At 62.5% G+C, this 18,188-nt stretch carries 18 protein-coding genes; 7 read left to right on the forward strand and 11 right to left on the reverse strand.

Translation table 11 applies throughout. The annotated features are described in order from the left end of the window. Positions 1-92: 92 nt before the first annotated feature. A complete protein-coding gene (locus BN3270_RS02310) occupies positions 93-518 on the reverse strand; it encodes a hypothetical protein (RefSeq protein WP_058985583.1) in 426 nt (141 codons plus the stop codon). 420 nt (positions 519-938) lie between these two features. Here BN3270_RS02310 and BN3270_RS09430 point away from each other — a divergent pair, with 420 nt between their 5' ends. After that, on the forward strand, positions 939-1,070 hold the full coding sequence (locus BN3270_RS09430; RefSeq protein ID WP_271711885.1) for a hypothetical protein: 132 nt from the start codon (positions 939-941) through the stop codon (positions 1,068-1,070). A gap of 92 nt (positions 1,071-1,162) precedes the next feature. On the opposite strand, the gene BN3270_RS09610 is transcribed toward BN3270_RS09430, so the two are convergent. Both BN3270_RS09610 and BN3270_RS09615 read right to left on the reverse strand, forming a co-directional pair. Next, complete coding sequence (locus BN3270_RS09610) at positions 1,163-1,591, reverse strand: DDE-type integrase/transposase/recombinase (protein WP_271711886.1); 429 nt, start codon at positions 1,589-1,591, stop codon at positions 1,163-1,165. 9 nt (positions 1,592-1,600) lie between these two features. Continuing rightward, on the reverse strand, positions 1,601-1,894 hold the full coding sequence (locus BN3270_RS09615) for an IS3 family transposase (RefSeq protein WP_271711887.1): 294 nt from the start codon (positions 1,892-1,894) through the stop codon (positions 1,601-1,603). A gap of 253 nt (positions 1,895-2,147) precedes the next feature. On the opposite strand from BN3270_RS09615, the gene BN3270_RS02325 reads away from it, so the two are divergent. Next, positions 2,148-2,801, forward strand: a complete 654-nt coding sequence (locus BN3270_RS02325; protein WP_271711888.1) for a transposase — start codon at positions 2,148-2,150, stop codon at positions 2,799-2,801. Between the two features lie 370 nt (positions 2,802-3,171). On the opposite strand, the gene BN3270_RS02330 is transcribed toward BN3270_RS02325, so the two are convergent. Continuing rightward, entirely contained in the window at positions 3,172-3,597 is a 426-nt protein-coding gene (locus tag BN3270_RS02330) for a PaaI family thioesterase (protein WP_058985586.1), read from the reverse strand. Next, on the reverse strand, positions 3,590-4,042 hold the full coding sequence (locus BN3270_RS02335) for a MarR family winged helix-turn-helix transcriptional regulator (RefSeq protein ID WP_058985587.1): 453 nt from the start codon (positions 4,040-4,042) through the stop codon (positions 3,590-3,592). Before BN3270_RS02335 ends, BN3270_RS02330 begins: the two co-directional genes overlap by 8 nt. Positions 4,043-4,292: 250 nt before the next feature. Between BN3270_RS02335 and BN3270_RS02340 the strand changes: the two genes are divergently transcribed. The 3 genes from BN3270_RS02340 to BN3270_RS02350 all read left to right on the forward strand — a co-directional run bounded on the left by BN3270_RS02340 (position 4,293) and on the right by BN3270_RS02350 (position 6,185). Continuing rightward, positions 4,293-4,706, forward strand: coding sequence for a CidA/LrgA family protein (locus BN3270_RS02340; protein ID WP_058985588.1), 414 nt, complete (start codon positions 4,293-4,295; stop codon positions 4,704-4,706). Next, a complete protein-coding gene (locus BN3270_RS02345; protein WP_058985589.1) occupies positions 4,706-5,431 on the forward strand; it encodes an LrgB family protein in 726 nt (241 codons plus the stop codon). The genes BN3270_RS02340 and BN3270_RS02345 overlap by 1 nt, the downstream gene beginning before the upstream one ends. A gap of 118 nt (positions 5,432-5,549) precedes the next feature. Continuing rightward, the gene (locus BN3270_RS02350; RefSeq protein ID WP_058985590.1) at positions 5,550-6,185 is read left to right on the forward strand and encodes an IMPACT family protein; all 636 of its coding nucleotides are present in this window, start codon (positions 5,550-5,552) and stop codon (positions 6,183-6,185) included. Between the two features lie 8 nt (positions 6,186-6,193). Here the strand turns inward: BN3270_RS02350 and BN3270_RS02355 are convergent, their stop codons facing one another. Continuing rightward, on the reverse strand, positions 6,194-6,733 hold the full coding sequence (locus tag BN3270_RS02355; RefSeq protein WP_058985591.1) for a DJ-1/PfpI family protein: 540 nt from the start codon (positions 6,731-6,733) through the stop codon (positions 6,194-6,196). Between the two features lie 492 nt (positions 6,734-7,225). On the opposite strand from BN3270_RS02355, the gene BN3270_RS02360 reads away from it, so the two are divergent. Then, entirely contained in the window at positions 7,226-10,141 is a 2,916-nt protein-coding gene (locus BN3270_RS02360) for a PD-(D/E)XK nuclease family protein (RefSeq protein WP_058985592.1), read from the forward strand. Positions 10,142-10,143: 2 nt separating this feature from the next. Next, positions 10,144-13,515, forward strand: a complete 3,372-nt coding sequence (locus tag BN3270_RS02365) for a UvrD-helicase domain-containing protein (RefSeq protein WP_058985593.1) — start codon at positions 10,144-10,146, stop codon at positions 13,513-13,515. A gap of 315 nt (positions 13,516-13,830) precedes the next feature. On the opposite strand, the gene BN3270_RS02370 is transcribed toward BN3270_RS02365, so the two are convergent. From BN3270_RS02370 to BN3270_RS09435, 5 genes are all read right to left on the reverse strand, one after another. Further along, positions 13,831-14,685: an amidohydrolase family protein gene (locus BN3270_RS02370; RefSeq protein ID WP_058985594.1), complete on the reverse strand. Its 855-nt coding sequence runs from the start codon at positions 14,683-14,685 to the stop codon at positions 13,831-13,833. A 101-nt stretch (positions 14,686-14,786) separates the two neighbouring features. Continuing rightward, positions 14,787-15,767: a ribosome small subunit-dependent GTPase A gene (gene rsgA / locus BN3270_RS02375; protein WP_058985595.1), complete on the reverse strand. Its 981-nt coding sequence runs from the start codon at positions 15,765-15,767 to the stop codon at positions 14,787-14,789. Next, positions 15,767-16,357, reverse strand: coding sequence for a hypothetical protein (locus BN3270_RS02380; protein ID WP_058985596.1), 591 nt, complete (start codon positions 16,355-16,357; stop codon positions 15,767-15,769). Before BN3270_RS02380 ends, rsgA begins: the two co-directional genes overlap by 1 nt. Beyond that, positions 16,354-17,898 carry a TrkH family potassium uptake protein gene (locus BN3270_RS02385; RefSeq protein WP_058985597.1) on the reverse strand — a complete coding sequence of 515 codons (1,545 nt, stop codon included), beginning with the start codon at positions 17,896-17,898 and terminating at the stop codon, positions 16,354-16,356. Before BN3270_RS02385 ends, BN3270_RS02380 begins: the two co-directional genes overlap by 4 nt. A 4-nt stretch (positions 17,899-17,902) precedes the next feature. Next, the gene (locus BN3270_RS09435; RefSeq protein WP_156411856.1) at positions 17,903-18,043 is read right to left on the reverse strand and encodes a hypothetical protein; all 141 of its coding nucleotides are present in this window, start codon (positions 18,041-18,043) and stop codon (positions 17,903-17,905) included. Positions 18,044-18,188 lie beyond the last annotated feature (145 nt).

The raw sequence follows: 18,188 nt of genomic DNA on the forward strand, positions 1-18,188 counted from the left end.
AGTTGTCAAATCACATATTTTTTCGACGACGCCAAAATTTCTTTCTCGTCATGAAACCCATTTTACTCAATTGCAGTATTTGGCTCAGCCGTTCAGGAGATGATTTCTAATGTGGAGCCACTATAGCCTCCCGATTCAAGAACAATAGGAAAATACCTAACCTCCACTCGCGTAGACCCAGGCAGTAGCTGTTCAAACTCGTCCGCCACTTCACTCTCGTGCCGCGAATAATCAACAATAACGATTGAGGAAGGGGAAAATAATGCGTCAGAATCAGCGCGTACCTCTACAGTGAACGAAGCACTATCTACGTTTTCCACCGTCCCTTTGCTGATATGCATCACATCGGTTATTCCGCCTGTAGTGTTGAACATCCCCTCTGTGTCCTCCTTATTGGCTTGAGGAGATGCAGAACACGAGGCGGCATTCAGCGCGTAAATCATAATGACGGCAAAAAGCCCCGTAATAATGATTAGCAGGAGTAATCGTCGCCGGCGCAGCAACCTGAATAAAGTCATGCTGCTTCTTATCCATGAAAGATAAAAAGCGAAACTGCAATTAATCGATTCCTCATCTCTTCTCCTAGATGCAATACCCGCCAATTGAAACCTGTATTAGGATTGCATATGAGAAATCAGAGATCTTCGATCTTGTTGGGCTTTTCGGCAGCTGGAGAAATGCGTCGCTAAATCAAATGCGTATTCGACCAATTCAGTAAATGATTACAGCATATTGGAGCAGCCTCACGTTATATCGTCTATCAGCGCTAGCCAAAAGATTGGAATCCCGCCTTTTGACGATGTACTCTCACGCCTTTGGCCCCCGAATCTATGCAGCGTGATTGCGCCGGAAAACATGGTGTACGAAGGGGAATGAAAGAAGACCACCGCTTGCCCCAGAATATCGGTTCGCCAAAAACGACAGATAGGACGGAAGCGATGGTCAACAACAGGATACCGCATGACAGCCCCGAGCTGAGGGAGGTCCTCATGGGCTTCCTGGACAGCGCCTCGGGCCTGTGCGACATGATGAGCACGACGATGGCCGCCCTGCTGTGTTTTGTCAACTAGCTTTGAGCAGAAGGGGCTGCGGTGGGAATCTTGGACCGAATCCATCCTACGCTGCTAGCAGACCCAAGTCCCTGCGGTACTGCATGGGGCTCCTATAATCCAGGTTGCTCTTTATCCTGACATCCCTGTACCATCTGAGGTAGGCGTCGGGCATCCCCCATGAACTCCTCGATCGTGACCCCGGACCAGTCGCAGCCGTGGAAGAACTCTATCTTCAACCTCCCGAAGAAGCCCTCGCACCTCGCGTTGTCGGGGCTGCATCCCTTCCTCGACATCGATCTGACCAGACCGTTCTCATCGCATATCCTTATCCATCCCGACCAGCGGTAATGGCCACCTCTATCCGAGTGCACCGTGGAATGGTCCCCTTCGTTGAGCCACCCGCACGCGCCGATCAGGGACGAGTTCGCCATCTCGGCATCGGACGAGGTCGATATCGACCAGCTCAGCGGCATGCCGTCGAAGCAGTCCACGATGGGCGAGAGGTATACCTTGCCGGCGGGGATGCGGAACTCGGTCACGTCGGTGATTCACAGCTCGTTGGGATCGTCAGCATGGAAGTGGTGCTTGCCCCGCTCGTCGCGCAGCAGGTTCGGGGGCGCCTCGGATATCTCGCCCTCGTAGGAGCTGTAGCGCCGCCTCTTCTTGGCGGAGCGGGCGGCCAGCCCCTCGTCCCTCATGATGTCGCGAACGGTCCACTCGCCGACGTCGACCACGGCGGTGATGCGCCTGTAGCCGTATGTGCCGCCGCTGGCCTCGAACGCCTCGATGGCCGCCTTCCGCGCTGCGGCGCGCTCTTCGGTGTCCCCGACATTATCGCCCATTATCTCCCTTCGCCAGACGTAGGGCGCCGTCCTCGACACGCCGTGCTTCTTGGCGACCTCCGTAGCGGGACCCGTCCTCGCCTCCAGCTCGGCGATGGCCTGCACCTTCTTCTCGACGGAGACGGGTTCTCGCCTTGGGTTGGGGCCCCTGTACTTGCGCTGGCCGGGGGGCGAGCTCGTCGATCCAATCGCAGAGGTACTCCCTGCTGGCGGGATAGCCCATCCTGCGCATGGTCCTGGCGAGGCTCCTCCCATGTGCGAGGTAGTAGCCCACGGCGGCCCGCCTTATCTCCAAGGTGAACTTGGGCTCCCGTTGCCGCTTCGGGGGCCTGACCTCCCCATGCTCCAGATAGTCCTTGTACCAGGCTCTGATCGACTGCCTCGTCGAGTAGCCGAGCTCGGCAACGGTGTCTGCGGCGCTCAGGTCGAACTTGATGTAGGTATCGATTGCCAGCTTCCGCTGCTCTGCGCTGTACATGCGGCCCTCCGTGTAACCTTGTCTTGGTCCAAGATCACCACCGCAGTCCCCCCGGCCGCCGCGAAGGTGCTCGAGGACGCCGAGGTCGACGCGCTCGCCTGCCTCTCGTTCCCGCGGGAGCACCGCGTCAAGATCCGTGCCAACAACGTCCAGGAGCTGGCGAACTGCGAGATCAAGCGCAGGGCGAAGGTCGTCCAGGCGTTCCCCTCGACGGGCTCGGTCATGAGGCTCCTCGGCGGCATAGTCGACGAGATCAACGCGGACTGGGAGTCCGGGAGGCTGTTCATGTCGAGGGAGTCGCTGAAGCCGGTGCTGGGCCTCGAGAGGGCCGAGAACCGCGTGGAGGAGTTCGCACCGGGCGAGGAGGCGAGGTCGCGGGCGAAGGTGATCATGAGGATCGTCCTTGACGAATGCGGCAAGGCGGCATAGGTTACGGGCGAGAAGGCGAAGCGCCCCGAGCGTAGCGGCGGGCCTTCGTACACCACTAAATACGACACAATCTGCAGCGTATAGCAACAACAAGGGGGGATGGAATCAATTAGCCCATCGCCTATTACTATATATGTGAGTTACCCGTACGGCTAAGTCCCTGACGTAACGATTATTGGGCCTTTACTGACTTTTATGCCTTCAAACTGTAAACAGAGCCCAGCATGGTAATTTATATCGTCGTGAACAAGTCCCACGCCGGCAGCTCCCTTACCGTGCGGCTATAACTGACAGCGCATAAAGTAGGGGTCGTCGCCTTTCGCAAGGCGACGACCCCTTTGTCACTATGCGTACTCTCTTCCGCTCGCGTTTACTCGTCGAAGCCTTCGAAGCGGCCCAGGATGAACATGTTGTGCGTGCCTTCGAACAAAAGCTTGCCCGTGGCCGCCGATCGCGCCGACACACGGATAACGGCCGTCGAACGGCCCTTGTGAATGGGCTCGGTCCACACGTCGAGTTTGCCCACTGGCTCGGCGCGCACGTATTCGATGCTCGCGCTGCTGCTCACGTTGTTGTCGCCGTAGCTGTACATCGCGAAACCCGCGCCCGTGTCGCAGATCGACGCCGCCGTACCGCCGTGGGTGGCCCCGTGGAAGTTCGCGAGCGAGGCGGGAACATCCACCGTGTAGTGCACGCGACCCGGCTCGGGCACGTCGATAATCGTAATCGCGTCCTGCCACTCTTTCAGCGCTGGGATGTTGATGCGCATCCGCTCCATCATCTCTGCCTTATCCATGCGATACCTCGTTTTCCTCGCGGTCGAGACCCTCTATCGTTTTATACAGCAAGCGGTAGAGCTCTTTGAATTCATCGGGCGACAGGTTGATGCACGCGCCCATCTTGTGGGGCACATCCGCCGCCTTCTCTTCGAGCGCCCGCCCGGCATCGGTGAGGGACACGATCACGTTGCGCTCGTCGTTGACATCGCGACGGCGCGTGACGAGGCCCTTGGCTTCCATCTTCTTGCAGAGCGGCGTAAGCGTCCCGCTGTCGAGATGCAAACGTGCGCCGATTTCCTTGATCGGCGCTTCGCCCACCTCCCACAGCACCATGAGCGTGATGTACTGCGTGTAGGTAATGCCCAGGTCGTCGAGGAAGGGCTTGTAGTGTTTCACCACATCGCGCGCGGCGGCGTAAAGGGGAAAGCACAGTTGATTTTCGAGTTTCAACTGTTCGTGCATGGGTGCATCCTTGGTTCGCCAGATTATCTACACCCTATTATAAAGAGCGCAACTAAATTGTCTGTTCGACTTCAGCAAGAGTCGACAATTTGACAACCGGTCAGAGTCACAGACGAGCGGCTCCCCTATGAACACCCCGTCACCCTTCCGTGCACGTTCTATGAAACCGCCCATCAGCGCGGCCAACCGCCGTATCCTTGCGTCCCTGCAGTAAACGATTCGATGATAGAAAAAGAGCTGATTGCACCTCATGCCGTTAAAACTGAAGAAAGGCCTGCTCATCGCTGGCCAACTGGGTATCCTCATCGCCGTCTACGAATTCGGATGCGTGATTTCGCGCGTGCTCCCCATCGACCTTCCCGGCAACATCATCGGTATGGGCCTCCTGCTTATCTGCCTGGTCACCGGCATCCTCAAGCACAAGCACGTCGGCATGGCCTGCGACTACCTCATCGATAACATGTCCATCTTCTTCGTTCCCGCCGGCGTGGGCATCATGGGATGCGTGTCGCTCCTTCAGGGAACGGCAGCGATCAAGTTCGCCTTCGTCTGCGTCGTGACCACGGTCCTCGTCTTCCTTTCCACCTCGGCGACCGTTGTGCTCGTGCAGCGCCTTATGGAAAAGCGCGCCGCCGCTTCCGCCGGGAAGGAGCTTGCCCGCTAATGGACCCCGTTTCCGTTATCACCAACCTCGACTTCATGGTGGCTGTGCGCTTCATCGTCGCCACCGTCGTATCGATCGCCGTCTTCGAACTGGCGGTGTTGCTCTACCACAAGGTAAAGTCCCCTCTGCTCAACCCTATGCTCGTAACCGTCGTAGGGCTCATCCTCGCCCTCAACCTCCTGCAGGTGCCGGTGGAAACCTACGAGCAGGGGACGGGCCTTTTCACCTTCATGCTGGGCCCGGCTACCGTGGCCCTCGCCTATTCGGTCTACCGTCAGCGCAAGATTCTGAAGGAGCACTTCATCCCCGTAGTGGCAGGCTGTCTCGTGGGTTCGATCGTGTCCATGGTGAGCGCCTACACCCTCTGCCGCCTGCTCGGTCTCGGTCACGACATGGCCATCTCCTTCATTCCCAAATCGGTCACTACGCCGATCGCCATCGCGGCCTCCCAGGAGCTCGGCGGCATCACTGCGATCACCGTGGCCGCAGTCATCATTACCGGCATCTTGGGCGCGATTTTCTCGCCCTACATGGCCAAGCTTTTCCACATCAAGAACCGCATCGCCAAAGGTGTGGCCGTCGGTACGGCCGCACACGCGATCGGCACGTCGCGCGCCCTTGAAATCGACGAGCTCGAAGGCGCCATGAGCGGGGTCGCCCTGGCGGTTGCCGGACTCATGACCACCTTCATCGTCATCGTCGCCCACATCGTCTTCCAGGGCTAACGCACCCTCGCAAGGATGCGTCCCACGGCCTCTCGCCTCTTCGGATGCGGGAGGCCGTTTTCGTGACGCACCGCCGCACGGCGCAGGGGCCGGCAACCGACCTGCTACAATTGCCCGCATGAGCGCATACACCACCATAGAAGCCCCTGCACGGGGCGAAATCGAAATCAAGAAGAGCCGCTTCATCGCCCAGGTGGCCCCCGTGGAAACCGAAGAGGAAGCCCTCGCCTTCTTGGAAGAGGTGCGGGCGGCCAACCGAATGGCCCGCCACAACGTCTACGCCTACATCCTGCGCGACGGCGGTTGGGGGCCGGCGGGGCGCACCCGCTATTCCGACGACGGCGAGCCTCAGAAAACCGCCGGCATGCCCACCCTTGAAGTTCTCCAACGTGCCGAACTTACCGACGTCATATGCGTGACCACCCGCTACTTCGGCGGCGTCCTTCTGGGCACGGGCGGTCTCGTGCGCGCCTACACGCAAGCGGCGCTGGAAGCCATCGCCGCTGCCCAGATCGTCACCGTTTCCCGCTGCGTCGATATGCGCGTGACGATCGACTACCCCCGCTACGACCAGCTCGTGCGCATGGCCACCGATTGCGGCGCCCGCATCGTCGACACCGTCTATACCGATAGGGTCACCCTCACCCTGCGCATGCTCGACGGCATGCAGACACCCTTGCTCGACAAGATTTCCGAGCTCACGCGCGGCGCCGCGGCGGTCACCGTGTCAGATCCCTTCGACGCCGCCTTCTAGCTGCGCCCTTATTCCGCAGAAAGCACGCTCACGAGTTCCTGCCCGAAGGCAAAGGCGGCCTTGGGCCCGTTGGCCGTGATGACCACAGAACCCGTCGGCGCCGTGTCGACCGCCACCGGCGTGCCTTCCCACAGAGCCCCGTGATCCACCAGGTCGGCCTCCTGGTCGGGCCAGGCCGTCGCATGCAGGCCTTCAAGCGCGCCCGCATGGGCCAGGGTGCTCGGAGCGATGCAGATGGCCGCTACCGGCTTGCCTGCTTGTATCTGGTTGGTTGCGAGCCTATGGGCTTGATCGTCGTCGAAATAGGTATCGGCCCCGTTGCCGCCCACGAACACGACGAGGTCCCACGCTTGGTCAACCGCATCGGCAAGGGTCGTATCGGCATGAACCGCCGACCCAAGCATCCCGTGGCAGTAGCCCGTCGAACGCGAAGCAGTCGAGATTTCGGCGCCCGCCGCATAGAGTGCTGCACGCGGCTGCGCGTATTCTTCGTCCCTGAAATTCTCCGGCGCGATCAGAAAAAGGACGCGTTTGCCTTCAAGTCCCATATGAAATCCTTTCCCGAATCCGTTAACGGGAAAATCGTAGCAGGTCCGCCCCTGTCCCACGAACGGGATTCAAGGCCTTGCGACTTAGTAAGGAGAGGGCAGGGGCTAAGGCGCATCCACCCCTAAATAGAAGTGTCGCCGGCTGGGGGAGAGCCAGTCCGGCGACGGAGGAGGAGTTTCGGAATCGAGTCCATATAAGGGAGAGAGGGAGGAGGCTCGATTCCTCTGGATTGTTGCATCCACTCAAGCCGCCGGGGAAAAGTAGGAGAGAGAACCGACGAACTTGATGAATAGGATAATGACAGGACAGAACCCTCTTTTCAGCACCCATTGAGGACTATTTCGCGATTTTTCTCATAGCACGATTGGTGCTATTCGAGTGATTACACCTAATTTGATGGACAAGTTTTTCTTTTTGTCCTCATCAAGAGCGATGGACACCCCCGTCGCTTCCTATCAGCCAAACCCCTCGGGGCAGGTACAATAGGGGCCATGACTCTTGCACAGCATTCATATCCCACCCGCAGCGCAGCCCTCCAAGGCGCCTTCACGCTGCTCTCGAACGCCCGCGCCCGCGGCATGCGGGCCGTCATGCTCGTACGCTCGGCTTCTGCCGCCCAGTCGGTGCAGCGTGCGCTCGCCGCGCGGGGCCGGGGCTTCGGAATCGACGTGGCCACTCCCCGCGCATGGCTTGCCGACGCCTGGGAACTTTTCGGCGACGGGCGCGCAATCGTCGAAGCAACCCAGCGATGGGCGGCCTTGCACGCCGTTTTGAAAGAGCGCGGCGCAGCCGCTTCGAAAGGCTACCTGAACCTGCTCGAAGCGCTCGCGTGCGACGGCCTCGACGTCATCGACGCTCCCGCCGAGCTCGCTCAAGCGGAAATCGAGGTGCGCGACGTGCTGCGTGCCTACCGTGCCCGCATTCATGAAGGGGGCCTTATCGAGGAAAGCGAGGCAGTCGCCGCCCTTGCCGACTCCGACGCCCGGCGCGCTTACGCCGTGGTACTCTACGACGCAACCGAAGCGGATATATCCGCACCCTTCGCCCGACTCCTCGAAGCCTGGGGCGCGCCCTGTGTCACCTCGTCTCTCGACGATCCCGAACCGGGCGATCGAGCGCCCGAACTCGACGCCCTCGCGGGGGTACTTTTCAGTCGTTCGGCAGAGGAGGAAGCCGTAGCCCCCACGGGTGCCGTGCGCGTGCAGCTCTCGTCAGGTCCGCTCGCCAGCAGACGCGCCCTCTTCGACGCCCTGCGACGGGCGCTCGATGCCGATCCGCACGCCCGCATCGCCCTCGCCGCGCCCGACCCTGCCGAAATGGCCCGCTATTGCAACGACGCCTTCGCGCGCAGTGGGGTGTCCTACGCCCTCAAAGAACGATGCCGGCTCGGCGAAACCGATGCGGGACGGGCCCTCGTCTGCGCCTGCACCCTGGTCACCAGCGATACGCCCGACGTCTTGCTCGCGGCCGACCTGGGCCTCAATCCCTTCGCCGGCATGTGGGTAGGCACGGCCTTCTTCACCGACAAGACCCATCGTGGCAACCGCCTCATCGATACGTCCGAACTCCTCACCGACCTTGCCGGCCACGCCGACGAAGGCCTCCAGGGCGTCATGGGCCTGCTCGAAGCGGGCGACATGGAAGGCGCCCTCGATACGATCGAAGCCTGGGCTTCGCATGCGTTCGCTTCCGAACCCGCCTACCTTTCGCTGCAGATGGCCGCATTGGAAACCGTCCGCCGCGCGTCCCAGGAAGCCGTCCGTTGGGGCCTCGACCCCGTTGCCGCAGCGACGCTCACAGGCGATGTGCCCCTTTCCCTGCACGCCGCCACCGCCCCCCATGCGCGCGTGACCTTCTGCACCCTTTCCGACTTGCGCGACGCGGCACCGGCCTCTTTCGATACCGTCATCGTCGGCTGTCTGGAAACGACGTCCTACCCCGTGCAGGACACGCGCGATTCTTTCGACACCCTTATGGCCAAATGGGGCGTCCAAACCGTGCATGACCCCCTCGACAGCCTCCGGCGCTCCTTTTTCAGCGCCCTTGCCGCCGCGCGGGGAAGCTTCGTCGTCCACCGGTCGCTCGCCAACGAAGCAGCCGACGACGCCCAGGCCTCCGTGGTCTTCGAAGAGCTCATGGACTGCTACCGCATCGACCCCACCGCCCGCGATTCGTCCGACCGCGACACCGGCGTGGCCCTGCCCCTCATGCCCTCCACCGAACTGGCCGGCGAGCAGGACCTCACCGCCAACGAAACGGCGGAGTTCTCCTTCGCGGTGTCCGAAGAGCCGGCGCCCGCCACCGAACGCATCAGCGACCAAGCCCGGCCCTATATCGTGCTCGACCAGCAACGCCACGGCCAGGTCTTTCCCGGACTCGACCTTTCGGCGTCGCAGATCGAAAGCTACCTGGAATGCCCCTACGAGTGGTTCGCCAAACGTCGGCTCAAGCTTGAAAGCATCACCGAAGGCTTCGGCCCGGCCGAACGCGGGACCTTCATGCATTCCGTGCTCGAGAGTTTCTACGCCCGTTTTCGGGACGAGGTGGCCCCAAAAGTGACCGCCGACACGATCGAGGCGGCCGCCGCGCTCTTGCGAGCCGTTTTCGCCGAAAAAGCCGAGCGCCAATACACCGACACGAGTTTGGGAAAGGGCCAGCGCTACGTGCCCATCACCCCCTGGGAGGAAAAGCAGCGCGACGACGTCCTCGTCAAATTGCTCGATTGGCTCCCGTTCGAAACGACTTTCCTGCCCACCTTCGAGGTGCGCCACCTGGAATGGGAATACGGGGCTTCCGTGCCCTTCTCCTATGCCGGTTGCAACCTCGTGGGCCGCATCGACCGCATCGACGTCGACAGCAGAGGGCGGGCGGTGGTCATCGACTACAAGTCGTCGCTTTCCGACGCCTATCGCCCCCATAGCGACCCCGAAAGCGCCGCGGCCAAGGAGCAGGCCGCGCACGAGGCGGCGGCTGCAAAGGAAAAAGATGCCGCCCGCGCCGCAGGAATCGACGACGGCGAAGACGAATCCCCCAACCCCTTCGAGCTCCCGCACAAGGTGCAGGCCCTCATTTACGCCAAGGCGGTGCGCGACCAGCTGGGCTACCAGGTGGTCGGCAGCCTCTACGTGAACCCCTTGAACAACACGATTCAGGGTGCCTGGGATGCCCGTTCGCTCGATATCGCCGAACTGCCCTTCGCCAAAGCCTCCGACCTACGCGCCGGCGCCGTGCCCTTCAAAGGCGTGGTCACGTTCGACGACCTGCTCGACTCCTGCGAAGACGCGATTGCCGCCCGCATGCGTCTGCTCGCCCAGGGCCATATTGCACCCGACCCCCACGGCCCCGATGCCTGCCAGTACTGCCCGGTAGGCAATTGCTCGGCGCGCCTCGTCGCCAGGAAGCTCTAACCATGGATATGTCGACTATGCGCCCGGGACAGCGGGCGAGCATCACCTATCTCGACGGCCCCCTGCTCATCTGCGCAGGCGCCGGTTCGGGCAAGACCTTTACGCTCACCCAGCGCATCGCCTGGGCTCTGATGCCCGGGTCGGGCGCGGACGGCGCCCCCTTCCTTTCGAGCATCGACGAAGCCCTTGTCATCACCTTTACCAACAAGGCCGCTGGCGAAATCAAGGACCGCATCCGCCAGACCCTGCGCGCCGAAGGCATGCAAGACGAAGCCTTAAAGGTCGACAGCGCCTGGGTTTCGACGATCCATGGCATGTGCAACCGCATTCTTCACGAACATGCCCTCGAGTTCGGGCTCGACCCGGCCTTCGAGCTCGCAAGCGACAACGATGCGGCCGACGTCCGGCTCCTCGCCCTCAACCAGGTGGTCGCGCGCGCAAAAGAAGCGCCCGAACACCCCTACGGCGACCTCTTCAGCCAGATGGAGGCCGACAAGCTCGACGCCCAGGTGTCCCACATCCTCGACATGGTCTCCCACGAGCCCGCAGGTTTCGATGCGATTTCCTTCGGGCCCGCGCCCGCTTCTGCTGGCGAGCTTGCCCGCGAGCTGTTGCCCCTGGCCGAAGCAGCCCTCGACAACGACCCCGAAAAGCACGAGGTCCAGTACGCCGCTGCGGAAAAGGACGTCGCAACCTGCAACGCCGTGCTGGCCGCCCCCGCCCCAAGCGAACAAGAGCGATTGCTGCAGGATTTCATCGATGGGAAAAACTACCGGCAGTACAACACCAAACCTTCCAAGCCCCTATGGAAGGCGCTCGGCCACGCCCAAACCGCCCTCGAGCTCGCCCAGACCACGCGCCGGCTCCACCTGATCGTCGACCTGGCCCGCGACGTGGAAACCGCCTACCGCGACCTGCTCGCCGCGCGCGGCCTTGTCGACATGGCAAGCCTCGTCCCCCTCACCTTGCGCGCCCTGCACAGCCATCCGCAGATCGCGGCCGCCTACACCGACCGCTTCAAGATCATCATGGTCGACGAATTCCAAGACACGAGCCAGCTGCAAATCGACATGATCGAATGCATTGCCGGTACCGACAAGCGCCATCTGTGCACCGTGGGCGACTCCCAGCAGAGCATCTACCGCTTTCAGGGCGCCGATGTGGGCGTCTACTTGCAGCATAAGCGCGACATGCTCAGCGACGATGTGGGCGCCCACATCGAGCATCTGGTCGACAACTTCCGCAGCCATGGCGATATCCTCGCCTTCGTGCGCCGCGTCTGCGGGCAGGCGGGCTATTTCGTCGAAGACTTCCTCGACCTCCAGGCCGCCACGTGCGGCCGCACCTACCACGGCACATCCCCGCGCATCGAGCTCGCCCTCACCACCTATACCGACCGCGTGTCCAACGTGACGACAGCCCGCGCGGTCGAGGCCGCCCACATCGCCGACCGTTTTGCCGAGCTCCGCGCCGCCGGCCACAAGGCGAGCGACATGGTAGTGCTCATGGGCACCACCACCGGATCGGACCTCTACGCCGACGCCCTGCGCGCCCGCGGCTTCTCCTGCGTCGTTGCCGGCGGATCGAAGTTCTTCCAGACCGAAGAGACCCTCGTCTGCCAGCATTTGCTCAACGTTCTGGCCAACCCCTACGATTCGGAAAGCCTGCTCATCGTGTTCACGAGCGATCTTTTGCCCGTGTCCTCCGACGATTTGCTTTTCCTTTCCACTTACATCGACCCCTCGACGGGCAGGCCCACGCGACAGAACCCCGCGCTCGGCCTCTTGCGCAGCGACCGAGCGCCCCTCCACGCGTCGCCCCTGCTCAGACACGCCCTCGAAGTGCTCAACAAGGCCTGGGCGCGCCTGGGCAGTGCATCGCCACGGGCGGTCTTCATGGACGTCGTCGTCGATTCCGGCTGGCTCGGCCGACTCGAGGAACAGGGCCCCCAGGGTCAGGCGAAGGCGGCCAACATCCTCAAGTTCGCCCGTATGATCGACGAGGAAGCCACGGCCCATGGCTTCGATGTGGCCCGCATCGCCTGCGCCCTCGACGAGCGTCGCGCCAACAGCACCGAAAAGATGGGGGCGCTTTCCGCAAAGGGTTCGGATGCCGTGCGCATCATGACGGTACACAGCTCGAAGGGGCTCGAATTTCCCATCGTGGCCGTCACCTCGTGCTACACCACCTCGACGCGCATGGAACAACCCTACATGATCGCCGACCACGGAATCCTGCATACGGCCGCCGGCACCGGTGGCAAGGCCGACCCCGACGACGACCTCACACTTGAAGATGCGCCCGACCTGCGCACCTGGGCGCTCGCCATTCAGCAAGCCAACGCCTACCGCGAATACGAAGAGCGCAAGCGCCTCTTCTACGTGGCCGCCACCCGCGCAAGCGACGCGCTCATCGTGGCAATGACCCACAAGCTCTCGAAAAGCGGGGCTCCTCAGGCCTATAAAGACGTGGAAACGGACCTGCTCGAAGGGCTCTTCCCCGGTGCCGAGGATTTCCCCGCCACGTCGGGTACCTTTTCCTACGGCGGCAGCGAGCCAGGCACCTTCACGCGCCTTTCGGCCGACGAAAATGAAGAGGACGCGCCGGCAGCCGCAGACGAGACGGAAGAACGCCCCCTCATCGCTATTCCCGAACCGCGCACCCACCTGCGTAACGGCCTCGTGCCGGTATCCACGCGCGCCGATTTCTTCTCGTATTCGTCGATTGCCCCGAAATCCACCGGCCATATCGCACGCGGCGAGGATTTCGCAGCCGAAGACGCTATCGAAGAGACGGTAGCTCCCGCCGGCGACGCCTACAAGGCGACCAACTTCGGCAGTGCCCTCCACCGAGCCTGCGAATGGCTCGCCCTGCAAGACGGTGAGCCCGCTGAAGAGGAATGGGCACGCGCCCTCACTCGGTTCGCCCGCATAGAGGGCGTCGAAGACATCGACCGCCTCACCCGCGCCTTCACGCGGTGGCTTGCAAGCCCGGTGCGCACCGAAGCGGCCTCCTTCGCCCACCGCGCGCCCGAAGTCCCCTTCCATACGGCGATTGGGGGACGGGTGCTCGAAGGCTCGATCGACCTCCTCTGCACGAACGGCCCGGCCGGCACGGCGCTGATCGTCGATTACAAAACGGGAGGGAGCCCCGCCGAAACCCCCGAAATGTTGCACGTGAAACACCTGCTGCAAGCCCAGTGCTACGCCTTCGCCACCCTCGAAGCCGGCTACAAGCACATCGAAGCGCGCTTCGTGCGGGTCGAGCAGGACGACGGGCAGGGGAGCGCCCAAACGGTCACCTACCGCTTCGACCGCAGCGACCTCGACGACCTGCGGCGGGCGATTGTCGATGCGCTCGAAACGGCGAAATGAATGCATACGCCACCGGGCCCATTGGTCCTACATCATTTGATGTAACGTTGCGCCCAACCTATCGCCGTTTGGTGATAGGCATGCTAAATCGCCTCACGCACCCTATGATGCAGGTGTCCCTTAAAAGCGACGGGTCGCACCCCTCATTGATACCGTCGCTTACTTTTCCTACAAAGCCCCGTTTGCACGCTGCAGATGCAAACGGGGCTTCTTGTTGCACGAGGTCTCTGGGGCTCCGTCGCTAGGGCGACCCCTTTAGCGTCCGGCTGCGTAGCAGTCAATCCCCCAACAGTGCGACCGCTGGGGGATTGACGCCTAATCTTCCACGCCGTAAAAGCGGGCGAAGTTATCGTAGAAGACCTTCTGGTTGTCCTCATGCGAAAGGCCCAGAGCCAGGAAACGATCGATTTCCTCCGAAGGCGACCACATGGGGAAGTCGGTGCCCCACATGATATGGTCGATGCCCAGCTGGTCGATCAGATAGAGAACCGCTTCCTTGGGCGCCCACTTGAGCGTGCTGCTCGTATCGAACGCCACGTGGGCACCCTTGAGCACCTGAGCGGCCATGACCACCGGTCGGCGGTCCCACAGACGGCAGCAGCCGAAATGGGCCGCATGCACCTTCAGGTCGGGAATCGCGTCCATCACGCGGGCAAGGCGTTCGGGAGCGCTGTAGTCGTAGCGCTCGTCGCCCACATGGAAGAGCATCGTCAGGCCGCGCTCGGCGGCGCCGCGGTAGAGCGGCATCATGCGCGGGTCGTCCAGATTGAATTTCTGCATGTCGGGATGCAGCTTGATGCCGACGAGCCCCAAGCGCTCCACCTCGTCGAGCACGGCACCGAAATCTTCGCAGTCCTGATGCGCCGTTCCCAGGCCGATGAACTCGGGGTGCGCGCCTACCTCTTCGGCTATGAACTCGTTGATGCCGCTCACCTGGGAAGCCTTGGTGGCCACGCTGAACACGAGGAAGCGGTCGACGCCCACCTGCGTCGCGCGGTCGAGCATCTCCTGCGGCGTGGGGTTCGCGTCGTACATCTTCACGTTGAAGGGGGCTTTGTCGTAAAAAGAGCCGATTGCAGCAGACGCCTTCGCGGCGATCTTCTGCTTGTAGATATGGCAATGGGTATCGGCCACACGGTAGGTGAAGCCGTCGGGTGCGGTAACAGTCATAACGTTCCTCTCAGTTCTCCTCGAGGGTAGCACGAAACGCGCAGGCCGCACGGGCGAGAGGCACGAACCCGACAAGACGGCCGTGGCAAACGAGGCGGGCGCTAGCGACGACGCCGGCGGGGGCGGGGCTTACCGCGGCCGCGCATGCGGGCGGCAACTTCGTTCTTTTCCATCTGCTCGGCGTTTTCGGCCACCAAACGCACGTACGACGCCACGCGCTCGGACGAAAGCTCGCCCGCTGTCACCGCCGCCTGCACCGCACAGCCCGGTTCGCCGCCATGCGTGCAGTCGCGAAAGCGGCAATCGGCCGCATGACCCGCCACATCGGGGAATGCCGCGTCGATGCCCTCGCGCGAATCCCACAGGCCCAAACCGCGCACGCCCGGCATGTCGACCACGTAGCCGCCCTGGGGCAGCGCCACCATCGACCGGTTCACTGTGGTATGCCGTCCCTTGCCGTCGGTTTCGCGCACGGCGTTCGTCTCCTGCACGTCGCGCCCGGCGAGCAGGTTCACCAAACTCGATTTGCCCACGCCCGACCGGCCTATGAGCACCGCCGTGGTTCCTGCCGGAATGAAGGCCCGCAAGCGCTCGACGGATGCAGGGTCGTGCTCCGACACGGCCACCACCTCGACCCCCGGCGCCGCCATGGCCCGCACGTGGGCGAGCACGCTTTCCACCTGCCGGGAACTCTCGGCAAGATCGGCTTTGGTGAGCGCGACGACCACCTGCGCGCCCGTGCTCTGGGCAAGTACGAGCTCGCGTTCCAGGCGCCGCTCGTTCAGCTCATGCAGCGGATGCGCCACAATCACCGTATCGAAATTCACCGCGAGCACCTGGGCGACCGTGCGCTCGGCGGGGTCGCGTCGCACCAGCTCGCGCGTGCGCGGTTCGATAGCGGCGATCTGCGCGATGTCGGCATCGTCAGCCACATCGACCATCACGCGGTCGCCCACCTGGGCGCGCACATCGGCCCCCTTCACCAGGGATACCGCGTGCTTGCACCGGAACCGTCGCCCGTCGGCGGTTTCCACCAGGGGGAATCCGCGGTCGATCTGCACCACCAGAGCCGCTTCGCGCATCACAGGTTCCTCTCGCGCATGATGTAGTAGGCGATGGAAAGCACCAGTCCCACCGCGCAGACGAAAATGCCCGGCACGAAATCGTCGAAGTTGAATTCCTCGTGATACGTCTGCCCCTCGGTCACCGCCGACACGCTGTCGGCATGCACGTCCATAATGCCCTCGTGCTCGCCGCAGGAGAGATGGTAGGTGCCCTTCACGCGCAAGATCGTGCCCGTGGTGCCGAAAGCCCCATAGGTGTCGACCAGGCTTACGTCGTCGTCATCCACGAGCACCGAAATCGATCCGGGCGCTTTCTCGTCGGTGCTCGACAGGGTGAGCCAGGTCTTGCCCGGATCTTCCAGAGCATGCACGGCATCGCCCACCACTTCGCCGGTGATCTGCACCGTGGATCCTTCGTACGTGGGGTCGGCGTTGATCAGGTCGTAGATGCTCGTATCGTAGAGGAAAGAGTTGTCGGGCATCTGCAGGGGGTTGACCACGTTGCCGTCGTCGGAGTCGTCAGCCCAAGCGGCGGGAGCCGCGGGCGCGAGGCAGGCCACGGCCAGGACGGCAGCGCACAAGGCAGACGCGAAGGTGCGGGCGCTCATCGCGAACGGTCCTTTCGCCACTGGCGCAGGCGCTCGGGCATGCGCGGCTTGACCGATACGAAAATCTTGATGCCCACGGCGAGCAGGGTCACGTATTCCAGACGTCCAGCCCACATCTCGACAGCGTAGACCGCCTTCAGCAAGGCCGGCATATCGGCCGTGGTGATCCCCGTCGAGATACCGCCGTTGCTCGCCATGGCGATGCTTTCGGTCACCGCCGAAACGGCGTCGTACCCGTAGGCCACTCCCACCAGGGCGCCCACGATGTAGACGAGCACGAACATGATGAAAACGGTCATGGCCGATTTCACCTCGTCTTCGCCCAAGCGGCGGCGGCCGATGTGGTGGTAGTTGGTCACCAGGCGGGCGGATTGGGGCGAGGCCACGCTCTTCAGCGTTTCATAGGCCGAAAGGGCGATGACGGCCACGCGCTTGAGCTTCACGCCGCCGGCCGTCGACCCCGAAGAACCGCCCACGGCCATCGCAATGGCGAAGACGAGCAAAGCGCCCGACGGCACGATCGACGTCAGCTGGTTGCTCGTGAGTTTGGTGAAGCCCGTGGTGGTCACGGCGGCCAGGAAGTTGAACAGGCCCGTGCGCAGCATGTCGGGAAGGCTGCTGAAGAGGTTCGAGGCGGAAAGGGCGAAGATGAAGATCACGAGCATGACCGCCGTCCAGACGATGCCCGCCTTGATTTCGGTATCGCGGAAGAGCGACCCCACGCGACCGTGCAGAATCTCGGCTTGCACGGCGAAGTTGATGGACCCCATCACCATGAGCACCATGAGCACCAATTCCACGAAGGTGCTGTGATAGTAGACGATGTTGGTGCTCGGCGCCGTCATGCCCACGGTCATGAAGCCGGCGATCGAAAGCCATATCCCCTGCAAGGCCGCACGCACGGGCTCGATGCCGTGCAGGGCCAAGGCGATGGCGAGCACCACCGACGCCACGGCAATCGCCGAAGCGGAAAACAGGGCGATGAAGCGGGCGGTTTCCACCACGTTGGGCAGCACATGGTCGCTGCGGCCTTCCGATTCGTAGAGGCTCGAGTCGCTCACGCGGCCGAACAGCCCGAACGACATGCCCACGACGATCAATCCCACGCCGCCGGCGTAGGCCGCCGCGAACCTCCACATGTTGTCGGCGATCGACAGGTGGTCGGGGTCGGACATGATCGAAAGGCCGGTGGTGGTGAACAGGGCGATCGAATCGAAGAGGGCGTCACCGTAGGACGCGTAATGGTTCGTGAGCGAAAGGGGTACGGCCGCCACGCTGGCGACCACGATCCAGGCGAACACGGTGACGGCAATGGCCTGCTGGCGATTCAGGCGGCCCGACTCGATGCGGAGCATGCGCAGCGCCGAACCCAGGCACAGGGCCAAGCCGATGGAGACCAGATAGCGCGACGCCGGTTCCCATTCGCTGAAGACCAAAGCCGTCACGAAGGGGATGATCATCGCCAAACCGGTGTACTGGATGAGCACGCCCAGGTAATGGCAGATGACGCGCACGTCATAGAGTGTGTAGCGCTGCCACATACGCCTACCCGATCGCGAACCGCACGAGCACGACGATCATGCCGAGCCCCGCAAGGAAGCACAGGATGCCGAGCAGCAGGGTCGTGAGTCCCAACAGGGATTCGGATTTCCTGCGGCGACGGTCGCGCTTCGATATGACTGCCATTTTTTGCATGGCTGCATTCTAGTACACGAATGCAAAATGCACGAGCTACCAGGAGTTCCCCGCAGTTAGGCGGGACGAAAGCCGCCCTTCGAAGCGTAAGGCGAAAAAGGGAGGCAACCCCTGCGGGGGCCGCCTCCCTTGAATC

This window comes from Hugonella massiliensis (genome assembly GCA_001486445.1).
GTDB lineage: Bacteria > Actinomycetota > Coriobacteriia > Coriobacteriales > Eggerthellaceae > Hugonella > Hugonella massiliensis.

Coding starts and splice junctions, on each gene's coding strand:
- BN3270_RS02310 (WP_058985583.1), bottom strand. CDS start 518: ATGACTTTATTCAGGTTGCTGCGCCGGCGACGATTACTCCTGCTAATC.
- BN3270_RS09430 (WP_271711885.1), top strand. CDS start 939: ATGGTCAACAACAGGATACCGCATGACAGCCCCGAGCTGAGGGAGGTC.
- BN3270_RS09615 (WP_271711887.1), bottom strand. CDS start 1,894: ATGGGCGATAATGTCGGGGACACCGAAGAGCGCGCCGCAGCGCGGAAG.
- BN3270_RS02325 (WP_271711888.1), top strand. CDS start 2,148: ATGTGCGAGGTAGTAGCCCACGGCGGCCCGCCTTATCTCCAAGGTGAA.
- BN3270_RS02330 (WP_058985586.1), bottom strand. CDS start 3,597: ATGGATAAGGCAGAGATGATGGAGCGGATGCGCATCAACATCCCAGCG.
- BN3270_RS02335 (WP_058985587.1), bottom strand. CDS start 4,042: ATGCACGAACAGTTGAAACTCGAAAATCAACTGTGCTTTCCCCTTTAC.
- BN3270_RS02340 (WP_058985588.1), top strand. CDS start 4,293: ATGCCGTTAAAACTGAAGAAAGGCCTGCTCATCGCTGGCCAACTGGGT.
- BN3270_RS02345 (WP_058985589.1), top strand. CDS start 4,706: ATGGACCCCGTTTCCGTTATCACCAACCTCGACTTCATGGTGGCTGTG.
- BN3270_RS02350 (WP_058985590.1), top strand. CDS start 5,550: ATGAGCGCATACACCACCATAGAAGCCCCTGCACGGGGCGAAATCGAA.
- BN3270_RS02355 (WP_058985591.1), bottom strand. CDS start 6,733: ATGGGACTTGAAGGCAAACGCGTCCTTTTTCTGATCGCGCCGGAGAAT.
- BN3270_RS02360 (WP_058985592.1), top strand. CDS start 7,226: ATGACTCTTGCACAGCATTCATATCCCACCCGCAGCGCAGCCCTCCAA.
- BN3270_RS02365 (WP_058985593.1), top strand. CDS start 10,144: ATGGATATGTCGACTATGCGCCCGGGACAGCGGGCGAGCATCACCTAT.
- BN3270_RS02370 (WP_058985594.1), bottom strand. CDS start 14,685: ATGACTGTTACCGCACCCGACGGCTTCACCTACCGTGTGGCCGATACC.
- rsgA (WP_058985595.1), bottom strand. CDS start 15,767: ATGCGCGAAGCGGCTCTGGTGGTGCAGATCGACCGCGGATTCCCCCTG.
- BN3270_RS02380 (WP_058985596.1), bottom strand. CDS start 16,357: ATGAGCGCCCGCACCTTCGCGTCTGCCTTGTGCGCTGCCGTCCTGGCC.
- BN3270_RS02385 (WP_058985597.1), bottom strand. CDS start 17,898: ATGTGGCAGCGCTACACACTCTATGACGTGCGCGTCATCTGCCATTAC.
- BN3270_RS09435 (WP_156411856.1), bottom strand. CDS start 18,043: ATGGCAGTCATATCGAAGCGCGACCGTCGCCGCAGGAAATCCGAATCC.